Source organism: Capnocytophaga sp. oral taxon 326 str. F0382 (genome assembly GCF_000318295.1).
GTDB classification, from domain to species: Bacteria; Bacteroidota; Bacteroidia; order Flavobacteriales; family Flavobacteriaceae; genus Capnocytophaga; species Capnocytophaga periodontitidis.
Map to the genome: position 1 here is coordinate 1 of NZ_KB291440.1, position 23,313 is coordinate 23,313.

General features: G+C 35.6%; 21 protein-coding genes. 1 reads left to right on the top strand and 20 read right to left on the bottom strand.

Annotation, left to right across the window (positions count from 1 at the left end):
* The first annotated feature begins 40 nt into the window (after nt 1-40).
* The gene (locus HMPREF9073_RS11015; protein ID WP_009413844.1) at nt 41-496 is read left to right on the top strand and encodes a hypothetical protein; all 456 of its coding nucleotides are present in this window, start codon (nt 41-43) and stop codon (nt 494-496) included.
* Nucleotides 497-545: 49 nt separating this feature from the next.
* Here HMPREF9073_RS11015 and nqrF read toward each other — a convergent pair whose 3' ends face one another.
* From nqrF to HMPREF9073_RS16025, 20 genes are all read right to left on the bottom strand, one after another.
* The gene (gene nqrF, locus HMPREF9073_RS11020; protein ID WP_009410222.1) at nt 546-1,859 is read right to left on the bottom strand and encodes an NADH:ubiquinone reductase (Na(+)-transporting) subunit F; all 1,314 of its coding nucleotides are present in this window, start codon (nt 1,857-1,859) and stop codon (nt 546-548) included.
* A complete protein-coding gene (gene nqrE / locus HMPREF9073_RS11025; RefSeq protein ID WP_009413845.1) occupies nt 1,843-2,586 on the bottom strand; it encodes an NADH:ubiquinone reductase (Na(+)-transporting) subunit E in 744 nt (247 codons plus the stop codon). The genes nqrF and nqrE overlap by 17 nt, the downstream gene beginning before the upstream one ends.
* Before the next feature lie 20 nt (nt 2,587-2,606).
* Nucleotides 2,607-3,254 (bottom strand): NADH:ubiquinone reductase (Na(+)-transporting) subunit D, encoded by a 648-nt coding sequence (locus HMPREF9073_RS11030; protein WP_009410220.1) that lies wholly within the window; start codon nt 3,252-3,254, stop codon nt 2,607-2,609.
* A gap of 6 nt (nt 3,255-3,260) precedes the next feature.
* Nucleotides 3,261-3,998 (bottom strand): Na(+)-translocating NADH-quinone reductase subunit C, encoded by a 738-nt coding sequence (locus HMPREF9073_RS11035; protein ID WP_009413846.1) that lies wholly within the window; start codon nt 3,996-3,998, stop codon nt 3,261-3,263.
* A gap of 3 nt (nt 3,999-4,001) precedes the next feature.
* Nucleotides 4,002-5,231, bottom strand: a complete 1,230-nt coding sequence (locus tag HMPREF9073_RS11040) for an NADH:ubiquinone reductase (Na(+)-transporting) subunit B (protein WP_009413847.1) — start codon at nt 5,229-5,231, stop codon at nt 4,002-4,004.
* 16 nt (nt 5,232-5,247) lie between these two features.
* Nucleotides 5,248-5,754, bottom strand: a complete 507-nt coding sequence (locus HMPREF9073_RS11045) for a ClbS/DfsB family four-helix bundle protein (protein ID WP_009413848.1) — start codon at nt 5,752-5,754, stop codon at nt 5,248-5,250.
* A gap of 6 nt (nt 5,755-5,760) precedes the next feature.
* Nucleotides 5,761-6,594, bottom strand: coding sequence for a hypothetical protein (locus HMPREF9073_RS11050; protein WP_034555834.1), 834 nt, complete (start codon nt 6,592-6,594; stop codon nt 5,761-5,763).
* Between the two features lie 46 nt (nt 6,595-6,640).
* Complete coding sequence (locus HMPREF9073_RS11055; protein ID WP_009413850.1) at nt 6,641-7,327, bottom strand: suppressor of fused domain protein; 687 nt, start codon at nt 7,325-7,327, stop codon at nt 6,641-6,643.
* A 33-nt stretch (nt 7,328-7,360) separates the two neighbouring features.
* Entirely contained in the window at nt 7,361-8,716 is a 1,356-nt protein-coding gene (locus HMPREF9073_RS11060) for a Na(+)-translocating NADH-quinone reductase subunit A (RefSeq protein ID WP_009413851.1), read from the bottom strand.
* A 187-nt stretch (nt 8,717-8,903) separates the two neighbouring features.
* The gene (gene ftsY / locus HMPREF9073_RS11065) at nt 8,904-9,866 is read right to left on the bottom strand and encodes a signal recognition particle-docking protein FtsY (protein WP_009413852.1); all 963 of its coding nucleotides are present in this window, start codon (nt 9,864-9,866) and stop codon (nt 8,904-8,906) included.
* A 113-nt stretch (nt 9,867-9,979) separates the two neighbouring features.
* The gene (locus tag HMPREF9073_RS15545; protein WP_002680984.1) at nt 9,980-10,132 is read right to left on the bottom strand and encodes a DUF4295 domain-containing protein; all 153 of its coding nucleotides are present in this window, start codon (nt 10,130-10,132) and stop codon (nt 9,980-9,982) included.
* 10 nt (nt 10,133-10,142) lie between these two features.
* Nucleotides 10,143-10,325 (bottom strand): 50S ribosomal protein L33, encoded by a 183-nt coding sequence (rpmG, locus tag HMPREF9073_RS11070; protein WP_002672545.1) that lies wholly within the window; start codon nt 10,323-10,325, stop codon nt 10,143-10,145.
* 19 nt (nt 10,326-10,344) lie between these two features.
* Nucleotides 10,345-10,581, bottom strand: coding sequence for a 50S ribosomal protein L28 (gene rpmB, locus HMPREF9073_RS11075; protein ID WP_002680811.1), 237 nt, complete (start codon nt 10,579-10,581; stop codon nt 10,345-10,347).
* Nucleotides 10,582-10,734: 153 nt separating this feature from the next.
* Complete coding sequence (locus tag HMPREF9073_RS11080; RefSeq protein WP_009413853.1) at nt 10,735-11,376, bottom strand: SHOCT domain-containing protein; 642 nt, start codon at nt 11,374-11,376, stop codon at nt 10,735-10,737.
* 355 nt (nt 11,377-11,731) lie between these two features.
* Nucleotides 11,732-15,139 (bottom strand): hypothetical protein, encoded by a 3,408-nt coding sequence (locus tag HMPREF9073_RS11085; RefSeq protein ID WP_009413854.1) that lies wholly within the window; start codon nt 15,137-15,139, stop codon nt 11,732-11,734.
* Between the two features lie 507 nt (nt 15,140-15,646).
* Nucleotides 15,647-16,975: a Fic family protein gene (locus HMPREF9073_RS11090; RefSeq protein ID WP_034555838.1), complete on the bottom strand. Its 1,329-nt coding sequence runs from the start codon at nt 16,973-16,975 to the stop codon at nt 15,647-15,649.
* Nucleotides 16,976-17,458: 483 nt separating this feature from the next.
* Nucleotides 17,459-18,619: a hypothetical protein gene (locus HMPREF9073_RS11095; protein WP_009413856.1), complete on the bottom strand. Its 1,161-nt coding sequence runs from the start codon at nt 18,617-18,619 to the stop codon at nt 17,459-17,461.
* Nucleotides 18,620-18,686: 67 nt separating this feature from the next.
* The gene (locus HMPREF9073_RS11100; protein ID WP_009413857.1) at nt 18,687-20,570 is read right to left on the bottom strand and encodes a hypothetical protein; all 1,884 of its coding nucleotides are present in this window, start codon (nt 20,568-20,570) and stop codon (nt 18,687-18,689) included.
* 9 nt (nt 20,571-20,579) lie between these two features.
* Nucleotides 20,580-22,001, bottom strand: coding sequence for a restriction endonuclease subunit S (locus tag HMPREF9073_RS11105; RefSeq protein WP_009413858.1), 1,422 nt, complete (start codon nt 21,999-22,001; stop codon nt 20,580-20,582).
* Nucleotides 21,988-23,136: a class I SAM-dependent DNA methyltransferase gene (locus tag HMPREF9073_RS16025; protein WP_009413859.1), complete on the bottom strand. Its 1,149-nt coding sequence runs from the start codon at nt 23,134-23,136 to the stop codon at nt 21,988-21,990. Before HMPREF9073_RS16025 ends, HMPREF9073_RS11105 begins: the two co-directional genes overlap by 14 nt.
* Nucleotides 23,137-23,313: the final 177 nt, after the last annotated feature.

A 23,313-nucleotide genomic window follows, 5' to 3' on the forward strand; every position in this document is an offset into this window, starting at 1 on the left:
AATTTTAACATTTCTTTGATAAACACTAATGAACTCATTTATGAATATAAACATCGAAGATTTCAGTCTTACTAATTTTATTTCTTCTGTTGAAACTATGCCTTTTGATTATGCTGGCGTAGGAGGTATAGCTGATTGTTTTGGGTATTATATTATCTGCTTTAAGGAAAGAAACAGTAATATTCTCTCTGCTATCAGTTTTGAAGATATTTTACTATACGAAGAACTTACAGAAATAGCTAATCATATTTTACAAAAACTGTGTATTCCTATCCGTTTTGGAGATAATAGTCATCTTGTTGCATCTACCTTAGGTACCCCTTTCTTTATTGATGAAAACCTTTTTACTGACCGAAAAATATGGTATTATTATATCAATGAAGGAAAAGGACTTTTAAGTATTGGTATTAATTCAGTAGATAAAGTTATGAGTTTAGAGATTATCAATCACTCCACAATTATAAAAGAACGAAAAGAAACCTTATCTATATCATAAAAAATCCGACTTATCACTAAGTCGGATTTTTGTATAACGTAGGTAGTGATTAACCACCAAAGTCGTCGAAACGAATGTTTTCATCAGGCATACCAAAGTCTTGTCCCATTTTCTGAACGGCTTTGTTCATCATTGGGGGACCGCAGAAGTACAATTCTATATCTTCTGGAGCTTCGTGTTTGCTCAAATACTGTTCAATTACAGCGTTGTGAACAAATCCTAAGAAGCCATCGCCTTCAGGATCATTAATATCTTTCTTCACTTTCCAGTTGTCTTCAGGTAGTGGTTCAGAAAGTACAATAAAGAATCTAAAGTTAGGAAACTCGCGCTCCAATTCACGGAAATGTTCTACATAGAACAACTCGCGTTTTGAACGACCTCCGTACCAATAAGTAACTTTCCTATTAGTTTTTAAGGTTTTAAAAAGGTGATACAAGTGCGAACGCATAGGCGCCATACCAGCTCCTCCTCCTACATATAACATCTCAGCGTTAGAATCATTGATGAAGAACTCGCCATAAGGTCCTGAGATGGTTACCTTGTCACCTGGTTTACGTGAGAAGATATAAGAAGAAGCTACCCCAGGATTTACGTCCATCCATCCTCCTTTAGCTCTATCAAAAGGAGGCGTAGCGATACGCACATTCAACATTATACGACGTCCCTCTGCTGGATAGGAAGCCATAGAGTAAGCACGCTCTGCTGGTTCTGGATTCTTCATTACAAGAGGCCATAACTTAAACTTATCCCACTCCATTCTGAACTTATCAGGCTCTCCTGGGTGTTCTTTAGGGTGTGCAGTGATGTCAATATCAGAATATTTCACTTCACAAGCAGGAATTTCAATCTGAATGTATCCTCCTGGTTTGTAGTCCATATCCTCTGGGAGTTCTACCACAAACTCTTTAATAAACGAAGCCACATTATAGTTGCTCACTACAGTAGCTTCCCATTTCTTGATACCAAACACTTGCTCTGGCACGCCTATTTGCATATCTTGTTTTACTTTCACTTGGCAAGCTAAACGCATACCTTCTTTGAGTTCCTTCTTTGTAAAGTGAGGCGTTTCTGTAGGAAGAGCCTCTCCTCCTCCCTCATATACGTGGCATTTACATTGTAAACAAGAACCCTTACCACCACAAGCTGATGGCAAGAAAATCTTCTCGTTACCCAAAGTAGAAAGCAATGAACCGCCGATAGGCACTTCAATTACTTTGTCTTTATTAATTGTAATTTTCACAGGTCCCGATGGGGTTAGTTTCTGTTTTACGTAAAGCAAAATAGCTACTAACAGCAGGATTATTACCAATAATCCTATTACCGTTACCGTAATAGTTGTTAATATTTCACTTGCTAATATCATTGCTTAAATCTTTTGTGTTATGAGCTAATTTATCAGTTTTAACTTCTTGTTGGATAGTAGTCTCTTGTTTAGGAGCTTCTTTAGCTTCCTTTTTGCTGCTACCACCTGTAAGCATACCACCAAAACTCATAAAGCCGATAGCCATAAGCCCTGTAGTGATAAAGGTGATACCCAAGCCACGCAAGGGTGCAGGTACGTGTGAATAACGTATTTTCTCACGGATAGCTGCCAACGCTAAGATAGCGATAGCCCATCCCAATCCTGAACTGAACCCGTAGGCTACTGAAAGACCAAAAGAGTGAATAGTTTCCTCACGTGATTGCATAAAGAGTGACCCCCCTAAGATAGCACAGTTTACGGCTATCAAAGGCAAGAAAATACCCAACGAGTTATATAACGATGGAGAAAACTTCTCTACAATAATCTCTACCAACTGCACCATCGTAGCTACAGTGGCAATGAACAAGATATAGGTAAGGAAGCTCAAATCATAATTAGCATACTCTGGACCTAACCAAGCTAAAGCACCTTCTTTGAGGATATACTGGTTCAACAAGTAGTTCATAGGTACGGTAAGAGTCTGTACAAAAATAACAGCAGCTCCTAAGCCTATGGCAGTAGATACTTTTTTAGATACAGCCAAGTACGAACACATACCTAAGAAGGTAGCGAAAATCATATTCTCAACGAATATTGATTTAAAAATCAGTGTTAAATATTCTAACATTTTCTTTTCTTTTTAAATGATTAATGACTGTCTTCTATCAAGGCTTTGTTGCGTGAACGTTGCACCCACACTACTATACCGTAAGTTACTAATGCCATAGGTGCTAACAACATAAAACCGTTGTTTTCATAGCCCCAAGCATATACACCTGTTTTCTTAATAGGGTCTCCTAATACTTGGAAACCAAGCAAAGTGCCTGAACCTAACAGTTCACGGAAGAAGGCGACGATAAGCAAAGCAATAGAATAACCTCCTGCATTACCAATAGCATCTAAGAACGATTTTCCTGGAGGATTCCCTAAAGCAAATGCCTCAAAGCGTCCCATCAAAATACAGTTGGTGATGATAAGCCCTACATATACCGATAGCTGTTTGCTAAGGTCGTACACATAAGCTTTCAGTACAAAGTCCACCACGATTACCAAAGCAGCTGCTACAATTAGCTGGGCGATGATACGGATTTTAGGTGGTATTACATTTCTAAGTAAAGAAATGGTTACATTACCCATTACAAGTACAAAGGTAAAGGAAAGGCTCATTACGATAGCGGCTCTCAATTGGGCTGTAATCGCTAAAGCTGAACAAATTCCTAATACTTGTACCGTTACGGGGTTATTATCCCATAGAGGGTCGGTTACTAATTTTGTATCTTTTTTTGATAGTCCCATAGTCTCTTATTTGTTTAAACTTTTAATATAGGATATATAAGGCTCTATGCCATCGCGTATCATTGCTTGCACTCCATTACCAGTAAGGGTAGCTCCTGCAATAGCATCTATTTTCCCATCTTCTTTACGTTTATTTTCAGGGTCACCATTGCTTTTTGAAATTTGAATGCTTTGGAAGTTACCAGTAGCATCCAATAAATGTTCCCCAATAAAGTCGTCCATAAAGAAACGTTCTTTGATATTAGCTCCCAAACCAGCAGTTTCTCCCTTGTGGTCGAAGAAAACGCCACGTACGATAAGGTCTTTATCTACGGCTATATATCCCCAAATAGCATCCCACAAACCACGTCCGCTTACGGGAATGATGTAGAGGGTAGTTCCATCTTTTTCACCTACATAAAGAGGCAAACCTTCACGATGACCGTTGAAGTTGATAAGGTCATTAGCACCTTCTACTTTTTCAGCGGTATTCCCTTTGATAAGGTATTGTTCTTTCACATAGTTAGGGAACTCTTTTTCAGCATCAGTTGTAGAAAGAAACTCTACTTTACCTCCTCCGAGCTCACCTTGGTTGTGATTTACACCCATAGCGTAGAGGATGTTTTGTTTCTTTTCTAACTTTTTATTGTTACTGATATCGCTGCTCAATGCTGACGAAATACCAGCGAGCAAAGCTCCTACGATTACCACCATTATAATGGCGAAAATCACTGTATACGAATTACTTTCTGTTTTTACTGCCATAATTTATGCGGTTTTAGTAACTGTTTTTAAACGTTTTTTACGACGAGATACATTAGCTTGTACTACGAAGTGGTCGATAGTAGGAGCCAATACGTTCATTAATAGGATAGCGAGCATTACCCCTTCAGGGTAAGCAGGGTTGAAGCAACGGATAGCAATAGCAATAAAACCAGCTAAGAACCCATAGATATACTTACCAGTATTCGTTTGTGCTGCTGTAACTGGGTCGGTAGCCATAAATACAGCTCCGAAAGCCAAACCTCCAATGAGCAAGTGTTGATAAGCTGGTACGCTCCAAATAGCGTAGAAAGAAGTGCCTACCATACTTGGTGCTAAAACGTTGAAGATAGCACCCATTACCCAAGCGCCTACAAACATACTCACCATTACACGCCAAGAAGCGATTTTGGTATAGATAAGGAATAAACCTGCTAAGAGGATAAGGATAGTAGAAGTTTCACCTACTGAACCTGGAATAAACCCGAAAAGGAGGTCAGAATCGGTGTAGTGAATAGGGTGCCCTTGTGCCAAGTTACCCAAGATAGTTTCTCCTGAAACAGCATCTAAATTAGCGCCAGCAGCTATGTCTTTAGCGCGTTGTACAGCTCCTTCTACCCATACTTTATCACCCGTCATAGATGTTGGGTAAGCAAAGAATAAGAACGCACGAATAGTTAGTGCTGGGTTCAAGATATTCATACCTGTACCACCGAATACTTCTTTACCTATAATTACTCCAAAAGCTACTGCTACAGCAAGCATCCAAAGAGGAATATCTACTGGAACGATAAGTGGTACTAACATACCGGTTACCAAGTATCCTTCTTCTACTTCGTGACCGCGGATAGTAGCAAAGATAAACTCAATGCCCAAACCTACTACATACGACACTACTACCAAAGGAAGTACTTTAATAAAACCAATACAGAAGTTTGTCCAGCTCCAAAAATCACCACTACAGAAAGCTAAGCCTTCAGCAGGATGCGTTAAGTGACCAAAAGCCACTTCGTGCTGGTAACCTGCATTGAAAATACCAAAAATCAAACAAGGAATGAGTGCTAAAACCACCATATTCATTGTTCGTTTTAGGTCGTCGGCAGCCTTAATATGGGTACCTCCGTGAGTTACCTCATTAGGCGTATAGAGGAAAGTGTGGAGCGCATTGAAAGTTGTCTCCATCTTGGTTCCTTTATACTTTTCTTTTAATGTATTTAATTTACTTTTTAAACTCATTTTCTTAATGAATAAGTTAATTATTTCTTTTTATTGATTTGCGAATTAGTTTTAAAGCCCAATCATAATGACTTGATGTTGCCGAAACTAAGTAAGAGCCGAGTGAGGTCGTACCCGTCCAATGATACATCTTTTTGGTAAAAAGCTCTTCATCTGAGTGTCTCTGTATAAGTTGGAACACTTTATTATGAGAAGCTTCAAAAAGTGAGAGTATCTCAGCAAGTGATACTTTTTGACATTGCTCCCATATTTCTCGGTTGAGTTTAGGAGTATCAGAAAAAGTATAACCCTCTTTGGGTATTTTAGGTTTTTCACCTCGCATTCCTACCTCATACCAATTTAGGAATAATAAATGCCAATGATATAAGTGTCCTATAACATCGCGAATATTTCTATTCATTGTACCTTCTGGGAAGGAGTCTTCTCGCTGCCCCTCAGGTAGTGTTTCTATCAAAGAAAGTAACTTTTGGTAATTTTCTTTAGCTAAAAACTCTAAATCTTGTTTCGTTGTGGGTCTTGCCATTTTAATTTAAGCTTTTGCTTTCAGCATATCGTAAACAGTTTTGTCAATACGCAGATGTACTATAAAATTATCAGAGTCAAACTCTACTTTATCCTTGTTGTTTACTTTAGCTTTTTCATTAGTTATTGAAAGGTAATATTCATTACCTGAAGCAAACAAAGTGAAAACGCTATGACTTTGCTCTTTGCTACTTCTTTGAATCATAGGTTCTAATTGCTCCCAATTACCTTGCTCTGCTTGTTGTTTGAAGCTACTTGCATTTTCTATATAAGAAAAAGCAGGTAATTCTACTTCTTCAAACCACTCGTCAAGAGTTTCGTTGAAAGGATGCTTAGAATGAGGTATTGCTATAAATATGGCTACCCCAATGATAATTAAAAGCTCTATTATCCAAATAATAGTAAGAAAAGTTCCACTCACTACCGCACCTTTAAAGCTCCAAGTTCCATTTTCGTTGATAAATCCTATCAGCTGGAAAAGGTCAAAAGGATTGGATAACAAGTATAAAAGTTGTGATTCTTCACCACTTGAAGTAAGTACTAAATTAGTCCATACCACCCATTGGAAGTAATAAGCAGCAAGTGCAGCAATAAGAGCTAACAAAATTGCAAGCCCATAGTTGCGGACTTTACCCAGTTTAATTACTATCTGCCAAACAGCAATACCTATAGCAAAGCCTAAACCAGCAGTAATTAAAAAGTTGATATACACAAATGGAATATACCATATTAAGTATGCATAGATAGTTGCTAATATAGGCATTGCTATCACACATACCAATAATAAGTATACGAATGATATTGGAGAGAATTTGCCTGAAGGTTTGTAATAATTAGACATTTTTCAATTATTTAAAAACTGTTACTTTTTCTATAATTTTAGGTGTTTATACATAAGACTTTTCTCTTTTTAAATCGGTGATGAGCAGAGGATTGTCCTCTCGCATCTTATTGATAAGCTCCTCCACCTTATAGGTTTTGGGTTCTTGCCAAAGCCAGTCCAATTCTTCTTGAGTGATACCTACCATTTGCAAAAAAGCTACTTCGCCATTAGGGGTTTCAATTGTACCTAACTGAGGGTCGGGGGCAAAGGCTATCCCTACTAACTTGGTATCACTCTCCAAACGTATAGGCCCATTAGCTGGAATAAAGTGATAGGCTTCAAACCATTTTTTGCTATCGAATACATAGCGAGCTAAATTCTGCATCATATTCATAACCCAAAAAGGTTCGTTTTTAGTACCCTCCGCATCTTTATCTCCTTCAAAAGGTACCACGCGAAAAGTAAACTCAAACCCCCATCCACTAAATTCATTTTCAGCACTTTCAGGAGAATAATACAACTCACTCATTCCGTAAGAAACTATATGACGGTGGAAAATTTGCTTGTGGTTGTCGTAGATACTAATACCATCAAGTGGGTCTTCTCCTCCCAACATATATTTTAGAATAGTGCCATAGTGGCGAGGTTCTTGCTCAGGATAAACCTTCAATAAAGCCTCATCTATAGCGTCCCACCCTACAGCATCTTCTTCTTCAAATTGTGTTTTGTATTGTTCTTCTGTGTATCTCATCGTTAAAAAGATAAAATTCTTTTTTATAAGCTATTAGCCTAATTCTGCCATCATTAAATCAAGTCCATCTCTGATGATTTGCTGATGTGGTTGTTTAGACACACACACAAATTCAGTAAGGGCAAAATCTTCAGGTGCTACTTCGTAAGCTCCTAAGTTTTCCAACTCGTCTAAATCCTTATACAAGCAGGCTTTAAGCAGTTGCATCGGATAAATATCCAATGGGAAAACCTCTTCGTACATACCTGTTACCACAAAAGCACGTTGTTCACCATTGGTATTGGTATTGAGGTCGTACTTTTTCTTAGGATTTAACCAAGAGAAAGTAAGCGAACGTGTAAGCGAAATCTTGTTGGCTACTGGTTTTGCCCAACCGAACAAATCATAATCATTTCCTTCGGGAATTGCTGTAATTTGATCGTCGTAAAAACCTAAGAAGCCTGTTTCGCTCACCTTAGTACCAGTAAGCACATCGCCGCTAATAATACGGGTTGCAACCACATCTTTTACTTGGCTACCTACGACGCCACTGATTTGAGCACCAGCAAGGGCTGTAACATAGTGAGGTTTCTCAATGCGCGAACCTGTAAGAGCTAATGTACGGGTGAGGTTCACTTTACCTGTTAAGAAGAGTTCTCCTATCACCACCAAATCTTGAGGAGTTACTACCCATACCACCTCACCTTTGTTAATAGGACTAATCTGTGCAATTTGAGTACTGACGTTCCCAGCAGGGTGAGGTCCAGACACATTGTGCACTACGATGTCCTTAAGGTTGCGGAAAGGCGACAACGAGCTGTCTTTGAAAACAGACACGTGTACTTTACCTGTAGTAAGTTTAGACAAGGCAGTAAGAGCTGTTTGCAGTGCTTGCTCTTTACCTTTAAGCACATAGTCGTAATCGGGAGCGAGCGGATTGGTTTTGCAAGCCGAAACGAAAATAGCTTTAGGCTTTCCGTCGGGATTGGCAATCACGTCGTAAGGGCGTTGTTTGATAAAAGGCCAGCAACCTGAAGAAAGGAGGTGAGCCTTGATGTCTTCGCCCTGCATCTCGTTTACATTTTTCTTTCCATAGTCTTTGAAGGTTTGTTCTTGGGCTGGTGCAATGTGTATTTCCAACACTTTACGACGTTCACCCCGTACAATCTCCTTGATAGTACCACTTACTGGAGAAGGGAACAAAACACGCTCATCACTCTTTGAAAAGAACAGTGCTTCACCTGCTTTCACTTCATTACCCTCACGCAATAAAAGCTTAGGAATAACACCGTGAAAATCACTGGGTTTGATGCCATACAAAGCAGCAAGAGGAAGCTGTTGTGTAGTTTTATCAGCTTCTCCTTCTAAATGTATGTCCAACCCTTTTCGAATGCGGATGTCGTTTGACATATCTAAATAATATTAGTTAGTTTTATTAAATTGGCGACAAATATACGAATAATTCTTTACAAAAAAATAAAGTCTATTTTTTTAAAGCTAAAAAAGAATCATTCTACATTATATGTGTCTTTTGAAAATCTTGAGACTTTCGCAAGAAAATGTGTAAAATGATTCTTTTTATTTATCAAAAAAGTTATTATTCTTTAAAGAAGGAATCTACAAACTCGTATTTATTAAAGATTTGCAAATCGTCTATTCCCTCCCCTACTCCTATATATTTCACAGGAATTTGAAACTGATCAGAAATACCTATTACAACACCGCCTTTAGCTGTGCCATCGAGTTTGGTAACAGCCAAAGCTGTAACTTCAGTAGCTTTGGTAAATTCTTTGGCTTGTTCAAAAGCATTTTGTCCTGTAGAACCATCGAGCACTAAGAGTACTTCGTGAGGAGCATCAGGCAATACTTTTTGCATCACGCGTTTGATTTTAGAGAGCTCATTCATCAAGTTGATTTTGTTATGCAAGCGTCCTGCTGTATCTATAATTACCACATCGGCATTTTGTTTTACGGCAGAGCTTAGCGTATCGTAAGCTACTGAAGCTGGGTCGCTCCCCAATTGCTGTTTGACCATTGGTACCCCTGTGCGGTCAGCCCATACTTGCAATTGGTCGATTGCAGCCGCACGGAAAGTATCGGCAGCACCTAATACTACTTTCAAGCCTTTTTTAGCAAACTGACTTGCGAGCTTACCTATAGTAGTGGTTTTACCAGCGCCATTCACACCTACTACCATCATCACATAAGGTTTTTTGTCGGCTGGGAGGACAAAATCAGTTGCCTCACCGGTATGTGTTTCGGAAAGGAGACCTGCTATTTCTTCACGAAGAATGGTATTAAGTTCGGAAGTGCCTAAATACTTATTTTTAGCCACACGCGCCTCAATACGGTCAATAATCTTAAGTGTAGTATTCACGCCTACATCACTGGCAATGAGTACTTCTTCGAGGTCATCAAGCACCTCATCATCTACTTTAGATTTTCCCATAACCGCTTTTCCTAAACGGTCGAAGAAGCTATTTTTAGATTTTTCTAAGCCTTTATCTAAAGTTTCTTTCTTTTCTTTAGAAAAGATATTTTTTAGAAATTGGAATGCCATAACTTATTGTATATATTTAGATATGAGTGCAAAGGTAATAAAAAAGTTTATATATGCAAAAAAGCCGTCTCACGACAGCTTTTTTAGATATGATAAAAATAGAGAAAATTTAATTATTTCTTCTTCAAAAATTCATCAACAAGTTCAGGAGCCATTACGCTTTCTACGAAAGTGTAAGCACCTGTTTTAGGTGATTTCACCATTTTGATAGCTTTAGTAAGCTTTTTAGATTTACCTTGTAGGGTTGCTACTGTTTTCTTTGCCATAACGTTTTAATTATTTAATTTCTTTATGAACAGTTACTTTTTTAAGGATAGGGTTGAACTTTTTAAGCTCTAATCTATCGGGTGTATTTTTTTTGTTTTTGGTAGTGATGTAACGTGAAGTTCCTGGAAGACCAGATTCTTTATGCTCAGTACACTCCAAAATAACCTGAATTCTATTTCCTTTTTTAGCCATTTTAGTATTGTTTTAAAATTTAGTTAATATATCCGTTACGTTCTACTTCTTGTAGCACTGCATAGATACCTTTTTTATCGATAGTTTTAATTGCAGCTGCTGAAACCTTGAGGGTAATCCAACGATTCTCTTCAGGGATGAAGAAACGTTTTGTACGGAGGTTTACATTAAATTTACGTTTAGTTTTGTTCATTGCGTGCGACACATTGTTGCCCACCAATGCTTTTTTGCCTGTTAAGTCACAAACTCTTGCCATTTTTTTTCTCTATTTATTAATGTGTTATTTATATTCAGGGCGCAAAGGTATAACTATTTTTTGAAATAGCAAAACTTTTTTTGCTCAAAACATACTATTTTTGCTCTTTCTATTTATTTTCCGTTAATAATCAATAGGTTAAATAGTTATTTTTTACAATTCACTGATAATTTTAGCTTTTAAATTCTGGTATTCGCTATCTGAAATTAACTGTTGGTCGTACATTTTTTTCAGCTCAGCCAAGCGTTCTGAAACACTTCTTGTACTGTTGGTTTCGGTAGAGCTTACAAAGCCTTGGGGGGACACACTGCTATTAATACCTCCTGATTTTGCTCTAAGCTCTTCTAGACCTCTTATCCGTCGTTTCTCGCGCCATTCCTGCTCCTGTTTTTGTATGTATTTATAGATTTCTTGAGTCTTTTCTATGTCAAAACCTACTAATTTGAAATACAGCATACTCTCATTTTTGTCGATAGTAATATCTGTAGAAGTATACTTTGTTATGGTCAAGTCGGCCGCAAAGATACCTCTGTAAAACGATGCCTCATCAATATCCTGCCAACGCAAATCGCTTAGTGAATAGCCTCCGAGCAAGTTGCGTCTCATCCGGATGAAACGCCCTGTAGTAACAGCTATCAAGTCTCTTCTTTTAATAAAAAACTGTGTGCCGCCACCTGTCAAAATAGGAAAAATTGTGAAAAGGCGATGTTGTTCGGCAACTGCAATCAGGCTTTCTCCCTCTACTAAAATTGAGTTTAGGTGGTCTATAGCTTTCTGTATTCTAAAATCCTCCATATTGGTCTTATTTTGGGTGCAAAGGTAGATAAAAACCTGAGATAAACAAGAAAATATATTCAGTTTTTTGCAAAAAACACACCCATTACTAGTTTTTTTATTATCTACCTGTCCGTGCTACGGACTATTTTACTTTTTCAAAAACAACTAATGTTGAAAATCAATAATTTATAATTTTATGGTACAAATAAGGGTGTAAATGCTCTTAATATTGCCAATCAATAAAAATTGGGAAGTATCGACGTTCTCATTCTACTGAATAATATTCATTGCTTGTTATGTATTCCTCTATTTATGGTTGTACAAACTACTGAGTTTTCTCATTCATGCAAATTACTTTGCTATAGTATATTTTTTATGTAAATACAATCATAGGATCTGCCACGATATCTATAGTAGAGAGGAAAGTAATATCATTTACTTGATCATGTTCAAAGTATTTATATGCATTCTCGTGATACGTCAAGAATATTGTCTTGACAGAGTATTGGGCATCAACTTCTGGTACGTAAAACTTGAACTTGTCAACATTATCCTTGCACCACATATCTCTATCAATCACATGGAAAAGTTCTTTAGTCACAATTTTTCGGTTCTGCAGTATCAATTCGTATGCTGTTCTACTCTCCGAGAAATTCTTTGCCTCAATACAAATAATCTGCTTGGCCTTTTGGTTTATTAGCAGAACATCAATGTCTCCAAGTTTCTTATCAGCATCAAGAGGTTTCCCCGGCATAATCTCGACATCGGCACCAACATATAAATAATCCAGAGATAAACTATCGTATAATCTCTTTAGATTTAGGGTAAACTCATGACCTTTTTTATTATTCACCTTAGATACAAAAGCCTGCATTTCTTGGGTTGTATTAACCACAGTTCCATTATTCAATCGTTCTACTCGAATCATCCAACTCTCATAAAGTGTTTTAGTTGAATAATAGATGTTGCCCTCAAAGAGTATCCAAGGTCTTGCTGTAATCTGTACAGGACGATTAAACCTCTGAACCCACTTGTCGCTAAACTTAAGATCACCATTATTGAGATCTTTCGTAAGGACAAAGTTTGCCATGAATGCTTTCTCCTCTTCTTCATCAAATATGCCGGCACATACTTTCTCAAAAAACTTTTCCTCCGGTAACACCATTACTGGTTTATTATTATCGTTAGCATAATCAATTGAAGCCGTTAGTATCTTACAATACTTCTCAAATGAGATGCCGAATTGCGCTTTATAAGCCTTTATAAATATTTCATCATTTGTATTGATGGAGAATGTTGGCATCAGATTATGTAATTTTGTGTACAATTCTGGATTTCTCATTGACAACTCTCTTAGCCTATAAAAATAGGCATTGAGTTTATTAATTATAGGTCTTGGCATTACCAGTCTTCCATTTTTTAGAATTGTCAACTCTGAACCTTTTATTTTTTCTCCTAATTGATCCATATATACACCCATGTTCAAGCTAAAGTGCATAAGAGCAAACAGGCGATCCAACTTATCTAATCTGGGCTTTCTTCCTGTATTATGAATACCATTCAGAACAATAGTTTCAATCATACCTTGTGTTAACGTATTCATCTCAGAATATTCATTGACATAATCAAGCTGATTATCAAATGTCGCATCCAAAAAAGAATAGGCTTTGCTTAATGACTCGTACCTTTGTTGTGTAAGCTTCGACCAATATATCATGGCATGATGGAGTTCGAGCAGATTTGTAAGAAGTAGTTGGGTATCCATCTCTGCCAACAGTTTTTTCACTTCGGCAAGGATATAATCAGATACTCGAATCATGATCTTCCTCGACTCCGCAAAATCAAAAGTCTGTTCTACTCCCTTCATGCTTAGGAAATCCGCTATCTCTGACAGGACCTTATCACAATATCTTGAATTTACGTAATAGCAGGAATCTACACCATCTTTTTCGTCTATAACGGTAACATTTTCACTTTTACCAATCTGGATAAACCTGCCTGGTGCAGAATCAAACACCATCAAGGCATTATCAGGCAAACTCTCGCATGTAGTAAAACCACAATCCTGTACTGCCTTAAAAAATTGACACATTAAATCTCTCTCCAAAGTTGAAGCATCCGAACTCATTATTTCTTCCGGTACACAAAATTTCATAGTATTGTCATCTATCTTTTCCCACTCGTAGTCACGACCTGGCAAAATCAATAATTCTACATGAAGAGTATTACTAATACTGTCAATTCCCATTTTTTTTTCAAGAGCATATACCCAATTCATCAACGCGATGGTTGCTTCTCTACCAAATATGCGAAAATCGTCTTTGCAATCCAAATGAATCCACAATTCACGATTTCGTAGCTGAAGCATGAGTAAGTCCTTTACTATCATGTAAGTTGAGTATATAGGAATCTGCTTTGGAATGTCTGCATAGTGCTTAACCATAACATGGCATCCTCGTGGTGCATATTGAACTATATGCTCATCATGTCTACACAAATATATCTCACTCATTGATAGAGCATAACCTATTTCCACGGACATGATATCTGGCATTTCATCCCGATAGAATGTATAATTATTAGAACAATAGTATGCAAATCTATCAATTTCTTGGGTAAAAGGTGAAAAGTTTAGATCTAGTTTATCTTGATCATAATAATATAAATTCAGTAGATTCATTCTATCCTGTCCCATCACTATCCACAGCTCCTCAACAGAGAAACGCGTCACATCACGACTAAAGGTCATAAACAGACCTTCCTCTGCCATCTCTTGAGTAACCATGAACGTGAATATGTTTTTGGAAGGAAATTCTTGTTTTATAGCTGTCTCTGAATCTTTAACTGCCTGCTCTCGATCTGCTTTCTTATCTGCTAAAACGATTGCAACATTGGCAACCTTGTCTTCATCAAAACGGAACCAAAGAAAAGGAGTGTCTTGGTAATTATTTTGTCTTATAAATGATCCATAACCATTTTGCAAGAGAAATCCAGTTTCTTGGATCATCTCTTTTTCGATTAACGATAGGAATGTTTTCTCTCCCAGTTCTTTTACAAGAATGCCATAGCACAATCTGTAGGCTAGCCTTAAGAGATTAGCCGGAAACATAACCAAATATTCGCCATTATCAAGTTTTAAGAACGGATGCAATTCGAACGTATCGCTATGCCCTAATTGAGATAATTCTTTTTCGTACTCTTTCCTCTTCAGGCATAACAACAATGGTTGTAGATGCTTTTCCTCAACTTGGTATTTTGCCAAGATGGAGCTTACCTCAGTTTTGCTAAAACTGTTATATGATCCACACTTTCCATATTCCTTGTAGTTTGAGGTATAAACTGATTCTGCATCATATTTACCACATACATTCCGATCATAATTATACCTATTAGCTATTTCATTGGATATTTCCAAAATTGCATAGACAATTGCCAATTTACTTTGATATATCTTTTCCTTATGAGCCAAAAACAATAATTGGCTGAGAAGATACTTATGAGTCAAATAGAACGCAGAGAATACCTTGTAAGAACCAATCGGAGTATTTACAGTTTCAACAAACAATCTCTCTTGCGGATCTTCAAACTGAGGATTGCCATGCTCAAGAATTTTATCAATGAGGGAACAGTTATATTTTCCCTGTCTCCACATCAAATAAGCTTCAATTAAGGCAGTTTCTAATCTATAGCAGAAACTGGAATTTTCCTGCTGCACGGACAAAAAAGAGAGATACTTAAGCATATTATCTCCCTTTAGATTATGATAAAATTTATGTTTCATTACTTATCTTGCTTATTATTGAGTTAGTTTATATCGTGATTTAGTAATAAAGCTATTGGTGTTTATTAATAAAATGTTGATGTTAAAAAAAATAAATTCTAATTGTATATTTTTGATAATTTCTTACCTCTTGCAAGATGAGAAAAACTTCATAATAGAGTTGTCTATAAATGAAGAATTTCTATTATGCGCATAGTTTCGATAATAGTTCCTTTAAGTTTTAAGTCGTTTTTGATAATATTTATTGAGAAATAAGTGATAATAGCTATATAAATCTGGATTCTAACAGCATTTTTCGGATGTTCCTCAAAAGATTTTACCTTGGGATATTGCTTTATTCACTAAAAATAGTTCAACTTGCTACCTATTCTTATACAGTAAGGCTATTTTGTTAGCTTTTAGATAGAAATTGTCTGTATAATAAACATATTTTTTTAAGTTCTGGTGGATAATCACTAGTGTCTCATTAATAAAATATTTTATTAATGAGACACTAGTGATCTAAGTTTATAGTTTGTTTTTTAACTGTTTTCCCAAGATGGTTAGTCGATATTTTTGTAACCTACTATTAGGTTTGTCAGGAATAGTCATTTCAATAAATCCTTGTTCCAATGCAGGTTTTAAATATTTTGCTCGAAAGTGTTCCCTGTGAGAAAGCCCCAACATATCTTGTATTTCTTGTCTATCCATCTCTTTGGATAGTATTTTAATCAAATCTTCGACTTGCTCGGTGAATTGCTCGGTGACTTGCTCGGTGACTTGCTCGGTAGCGGGAAATATCATTCGTAAAAAGTTCTCTGTAAACTTGAAACATTCTTTTCCATAGCTTCTTAGAATACGAGGGACACCAGAACCCAAATGTTCTACTAAATCCAAATCTCTAAATACACGCATCAACTCTTTATTGCGTGGTACCGAATAACCTTCAAAAAACTCTTTCTCTGTCATGCCTTGTGGCAAACTACCAAATGAGGTAATCTCAATTCTGTCATCAAAGAACTCAAATTTGGGTGGTATTTCAGAGGTATAATCGTTATGAACAATGGCGTTAATTACAGCTTCACGCAAGGCAACGGGATTCCATAATTTAGTTTCTTTTCGTTCTTTGGGTGTGATTTTTGCTAATGTCTTATTTTCTACTCCTATCTTATCCAATACCTGCTTGGTTGCTTTTATCAATGAACAATACCCATACTCGTTGTTTTCGATCAAGTCAACACGATCCAAACCATCATATTTTGCAACTTTTACAGATATTCCATTAGTATCAGCTAATAGATATGCTACATAATTGTATTGTCCTTCTTCAGTAAGAAGTTCCAAATTGGGTGCAAACTGCTGATTTAGCTCTTTTCCTGAACCTTCATAATATATTTTGAGTTGTTCAAAAGTAAGATTTTGGTTTGGAGACTTGATTTTACCAATTGAGTTACGAGTGCGTTTGGCAAACAGAGACTCTATCATTTTTATAGGCATTGGCTCGGCAGCCGTTCCGATACGAATAAATGTACCCTTTTCCGACATCCCAAGTTTCTTGATGTAGTAAGGTTTTTCAGTACCACTTGCCAATGTGATTTTAATCACATTTTTTGAATCTATAATTTGTGCAGATACATCAAACAAACCCATACAAGAAGGCATAATATTATTTTTTAGTCGGTCTTTGATTTTAAGCATATCCCCATCAATGTCAAAGATATCCACAGCCTTTCCTTTCTTGTCAATTCCAATATAAATTATCCCTCCTTCTTGATAATTCAGAAAAGCGACTACCTCTTTCTCCAAATCATCTATAAGTTCTTGTTTGTATTCTATACGATTAGTTTCTGGATTCATATATAATATCTTTCTATTCATACTTAAGGTAATTCAACTAACTAGTTGAAAAATTCAAAAAATAAAAAAGCAAAACAAAAGATTTGTTTGTAATTGTAAAAAATAACAACAACTCTAACGCTTTAAAAAAAACAAAATTACGTCATTTTTTATATTATCAATTATATTTTAAAAGAAATTAAATACACAGAAGGTTTTCAAAGGGAAATACCTGATAGTGAAATTATTAGAATACATTTATAGTTACTATTAGTTTCTAAGGGAACCATTATTCGGAACTGTCCGAAAAGTCTCTAAAAGTATGATAGCGCTACATATTTCTCCAAAGTTTAAGTCTTTGGTAAATTTTATTATATTGATAATCAATAACATTTAGTTATATTGTAGGGGCAATTTGTAAATCGCCCCTACAATATAAAACTTTTCAGATATCCTCTTAATTTTATCGAAAGTTCATTTTAAAAGAGATAAAATTGATTATCATCAATTGTTTGTATTTTTTTCGATTATCTTTGGTAAAATAATCACTTCATTTTCCTTTAATTCATCAATATTATTTACTTCAACTTTTTCCTTTTTATCCTCAAATTTAGGTTCAACATTCAATAAGAGTTCTCCTTCTTTTTTGTAGTTACGTGAATAAAGAACCCACATAACCTTTATTGATTGTACATTATCCTTAGGTTTTATTGCAATTTTAAAAGCCCTGTGATCAGATTGAACTAAGACAGGGTCTTTAGGACGATATTCTATGACATCACAATATTCTGTAGAATGAAAGACTTCTCTTTTTGCTTCTCGACTTGCATTGATTCGAGCAACTGCAGCTTGATCCATCATTATATTATTTAAATAATGAAATTTATCACTTATCTCATCTACCTTATCCCACTCAATGATAACCTCTAATTTATAGTTTTCAATAACTGTTTTTCCTGTGTTAGTTATACTAATAGGAATAGTACACCAGCGATAATCATGTTTTGATGGTGGATTGAGAACATTATTTAAACTCATAAATTGTGTATTAGTCTTTAAAAGTCTTAATTCTTCTTGTGAAATAGAAAACATATTCTGTGGTTTAAGATAGTATTCTCTAGTTATACGATAATATTCAGGACAAATCGTATATTCTTTCTCCCCTCCAATGAAAACTTCAACATCTGATACATCTTTATAACTACAATTATTAAGAAACCAATTGTATGTATTACGGTGTGCCTCAATCAAATCAACAATATCCTCCCAAGCAAAAATATCTATTTCAAATCCTCCATTAGATATACTTTCTAAATTCTTATTTCTAATATATTCTTCTATGTGGGCGTCTTTATTTGCTGTTGTGGCAAAATAGAATGATTTTAACTTAGGAGTAAATAGAAGAGCCTTAGCAATCTCATTATCTATTTCAGATTCTGTCAATTGACTATTTGTATAATCATCTTTTCCTTTACACTGTATGCCACGATAAACACATTCCCCTTTTTTAATACCATAAACATCAACTCCTCTCTGGGCTTGCCCTTGTCTTCCATTACGTTTGATAGTGTCAGGACATTCCCAAATCTCTCCCCACAAGACTTTACATAATCTTTCAAAGTCCTGCCAGTTCTCTGGTTTTCTTAATTGTAATTTCCCTTCCATATCCACAACTATAAATTACAAGTATCATTATATGACTTTTGCATAAAAAGAATCATACTGTAAAATCTTACACTTCATAATGTTTTTCTAATCTCTCTATAAGCCCATCAACCAACTGCTTGTAATCTTTAAAGCGCAATTGAGAGAGATTTCTTAGATTGAATCCAACAAACTTGTCAACATCTTGTTTTCCTCCATTGTATTCAGTGTCTTCTTTGTAGAGAAGAATCATGTTAGGAAGTAAGTTGTTGGCCTGAGCAACTCCCATTGCATAACCAATTTCATGATATACATTAATATTTTTACTGCTCAGATCTGCAATAATTAAACTACAAGACTTGATAGCTTCTAATATTCGATCTTGAATAGAGTAGGTACTTGATTCTACTGTGCGATCAATTCTTATTGGATAAACATTTAGGTGTATCCCCGTGTATTTAGTATTAAACTGCTCAATGGCTCGTACGATCTTTTCATATATTAGTTCACTTTGAGAGTCCCCAAATTGCATAGATACAAACACTTCATTCTTTTTTGACTGAAATATCTGCTCAAACATTTTTATCAAGTTTTCAGCAGAATCTTTTGAAAGATCATCAGGTTCATTGACCTTATTAATTCCATTGCGAACAGCCCAGTGTATAAATGCTTGTAATTGAGTTTTGTCGAGAAGCGAATAATACACCATCGCTGATAAAAATGCAATATTACCATATTCATAATCCTTAAAAGACTCATAAACATGTTCTAAAGAACTTATTGCCTTTTTGATTTTTGCTATATCATTGATCTTTTCTAGATAATCAGAAAGTCGTTTAACTCTTCGTTCTATATGCTGCTGTTGAAAATCAAGATTCCTTCCTTCATTTTCTAACCTTTGAATTTTATTCTTTTGTTCCTCTTGTTCCTCTTGTTGCTTTTGTTCCTCTTGTTGCTTTTGTTGCTTTTGTTGCTTTTGTTGCTGTAACGCTTTTTTAGGGCTAGACTGGGCTTGCTTTTGAAGTTTTTCTAATTCTAGTTTATTTTTGGCAACCTCTTCTCCTTTTTTACTTAACCTATCATTCTCTTCTTTTAATTCTTTCTCGATTATAGTTTTTCTATTGAGGAGTAACTGTATAATTCTTAGGCTAGCGGTACGATAATAATCCTCATCAATATTATCATTGTTTTTGAGCCAATGAATACTATCAAATGTGTTATTTTTAGCTACAGCAATAAGTTCCAAGGCTAAAGGATACGCTTTGCCTAATTTTTCTTTATCGTCAAAAGCTTTTAAGTCTGATATGATTCTTAGGCTAGCTTCCTCCCTTAATGGCAACTGTCTGAAGTTAACATCATGGAAGATTTTTGCCTCAAAATTATTTGCATTTTTAGCGTCTGATATTATAACCGTAAAAGGAATTATCTTTTTAGATATTTCTTTTCTATACTGTTCTGCTTGATATTTTATCCATCCCTCCTTCTTTTCTTTGTCAGTTTCGTTTTTTATGTCTTCAGGTATATCAAAAAATTGATACCACCAAGAAAGCTCACTAGTAAAAGGTTCTAGTCTATGGTTGCCATCTACTCTTGTTAATTTCTCCGCATCTTCCAGGTTGTTCAATTCAAGATATGCATGTCTAGCTCGATCTCTCCCGATTGGGAGCCTTTCAGATAAAACCCTTAGACCCTTTACATATTGTTGATTATCTTTGCCCACCTCTTTGTCTGAGCCGATACTTTCAATTAATTCATCATACCGATCACTTCTACATGCTAGTGTAACCTCTGGGAAATATGCGTTCAAATCATTCAAGTATTCAATTATTTCCACTTTATGTTGCTCATCTGCATTTCTTTGATACGCATCTGGTCTTTTTGATATTTCTGAAATATCTCCAATCGGAGCAAATCCCCGTAAGACAACATAATTCCCAAAAGCTTTATATATAATTCCTTCTAACTTTGCCATATCTAAATTCTAACTAAGTATTATTCTCTCTATCTGTTCTTTTGCTTCTAGTATAATCCTTTTTGCTTGCTCTTGATTTTTTCTTGCTTGAGCGTATTTATGGTTTATTTGTTCATTGATATTCTCTTGATTATCAGGGAGTAGAAGGTGTTGATTTAAAAAACTTGACATTGATAAATTTCGTATGCCATTAGTTTGACTTTGCATAGATTCTGTCATCCCAATACGATACATCGTTCTTAAGAAGTAAAAAGCATACTCCGGATTTACCTGTGCTTTATCAAGCCTAATTTTATGAATAAAATTACTATAGCCAAGTGTGCTTTCTTGCAACACATCAGAAGTAAGTAAAGCAACTCGACCAACAGGTTGATCTTCACTTCCTCCCGATTTTTCGACTAAAATATCTCCTTCTTGCAGATCCATCTTCTCTAATTTATCTCGCTTAACCATTCTATACTTTACTCGGGAACTATCTAAATTCAAATTATATTGATTGTCAAACTCTGTAGATCTGATAACTAAACATCGTACAAAATCGTTGCTATCTGCTTCATCTTCATCAATTCCCCAATCTCCCGCTGAACTTAAAACTAGCATTTCATTTACCCGCTTCTTTTTTATAGGACTAGATGTTATCAGCTCTTGTAGCATTGCTGTTTTTGCACTGTATGAGAAAGGATTATATCTAGCACCAATTAATGCTGATACCTTAACCTTGAACGTTAATTCTCTTTGCTCCTCTTTAGGTAGTTCTATTCCAAGTTGTGCAAGTAAGTATGTATCTATTTCATCTAGTAACCGTTGAGATTCTTTCTCTTTCTCTTGTTTTTCCCTTTTTGCCTTGTTGTATATGTCTACTATTTTTTGCTGGGTTAGCAGTGGTGGAAGAGGGATCTCTACAGACTTAAGTAATTCAATATTTACTCCTGACTGATTGTTCCAGTTTGTACAAATTGAAAAGAATATCTTTTCCCTCTGATAAATATTTAAAATTATGCACAGATAGTCTGGGATTATCATGCTTTTATTCACTCGTATTCTTGTGATATGATTTGAGAAAAATAGTGATTTATTTTCCCTAATCATAGCCGATTTCCCTACTAATTCTTGACTATTTGTATTGTTAAATACTATATCTTCCTTCATTAGCATCGGCCTATTAGCATCTGCTGGAACATATACATTTTTGTCAAATATAAGTTCTCCTTCTGTATCAATATTAGTTGGCCGAACTTGAATTACTCCGTCTTTTGCTGTTGCCTGATTCTCTTTTCCTGCTGCAAAACCAGATTGCATGGAGGATACTACTAGTCCCACTCGTGTTAGTTTAAACACTTTACCAAAACGAGATATTCCACATCGATAAAAAATAGGATCTAACCTTCTTGTTGCAATACAGCTTGATATTCTAACCTTATTTGTTTCCATGGATAAATTCTTTAATTCGATTAGATACTTCTGGCAGTTCGTTTCCTCCTATCTTTTTACCCGTAGCATCATAGCCAATATTTTCAACCTCTGCCATGAGTACTTCATAGTCAGAGGAATATTGAAATATTTGTTCTTTGTAAAGATCCAAAATCTTCTCCTCTTTTTGCTCTTTATTCAATCCTTTTTCACCTTTCACTTTTGCCTTGATCTCTACTAATGTCTTTTCAAACTTTTCAGTCAAAGATCTGGGGTGTTTTTGAAGGAAAAGAATAGAAGACTTGACTCCTGCCTTTACATGAGCAAAAGTATGTTGAGGTAAAGAGACAATAGCCCAAATACGAAATTTTTCAACCATCCAGTCTCTAACAAATTGACTTGTTGCATTAGTTAATATTCCATCAGGAATAACAATAGCTAAATACCCATCTTCCTTGAGATATTTATGGCATTTTTCTAGGAATAGTATTTCGGTATTTTGAGATGCTCTCCATTTTTTCTTGCTATTATTATCCGTGATTCGCTCCTTTGTATTTGCAATGCCTAAATTGGTCTCAAATAGCTCATAGTCCTTATAGTAGCTCACTTCATCCGCTTTTATTTTAGAGCCAAAAGGTGGATTAGTCATAATCAGATCAAAAGAGTTATCGATAAAGCTGAGGTTCCGATTTTCAATCTCTATGGAGCGATTACTCTTCAGACCATCATTCGTAATGATATTGGTATGACCATCGTCGTGAATAATCATATTCATTTTTGCTACACGAGAAATCTGCTCATTAATTTCTATTCCAAATAAGTTTTTTTCTGCAAAATCATGCCAGTAATTAAACCATGATGTACCTCTATCATCACCATAAATTTCATTAGCTTCATCACGAATAGCTTTCAAGGCATGAAGAAGAAATCCTCCACTACCACAAGAAGTATCAAGAACTTTATAGTCTTTTCTGATACCTATTGTTTTAACAATGAAATCTACAATTGTATTGGGTGTAAAGAATTGTCCAAAATCCCCTCTAAAGAAGCCCCCCATAAAGCTTTGAAATGCCAATCCCTTGGCATCTAAATCAGTTTTTGAAAGATTGATATCTTGTAAATATTGTACTACCGTAAATATTTTGTGCTTATCCAACTTGATATCATCTTTGAAAACTTCAGAGTCCTTTTTCCTCCCTTGTTCATATAAGCTTCTTACTCGTTTTTCCAGCTCAGTTTTAGCCTTTAGATTAGATTTATCTTCCTTGTCTTCAGGATAGTAAATGACCTGAAAATCAAATGCTTCACCCTTAGTCTTGGGGCTATTATCTCT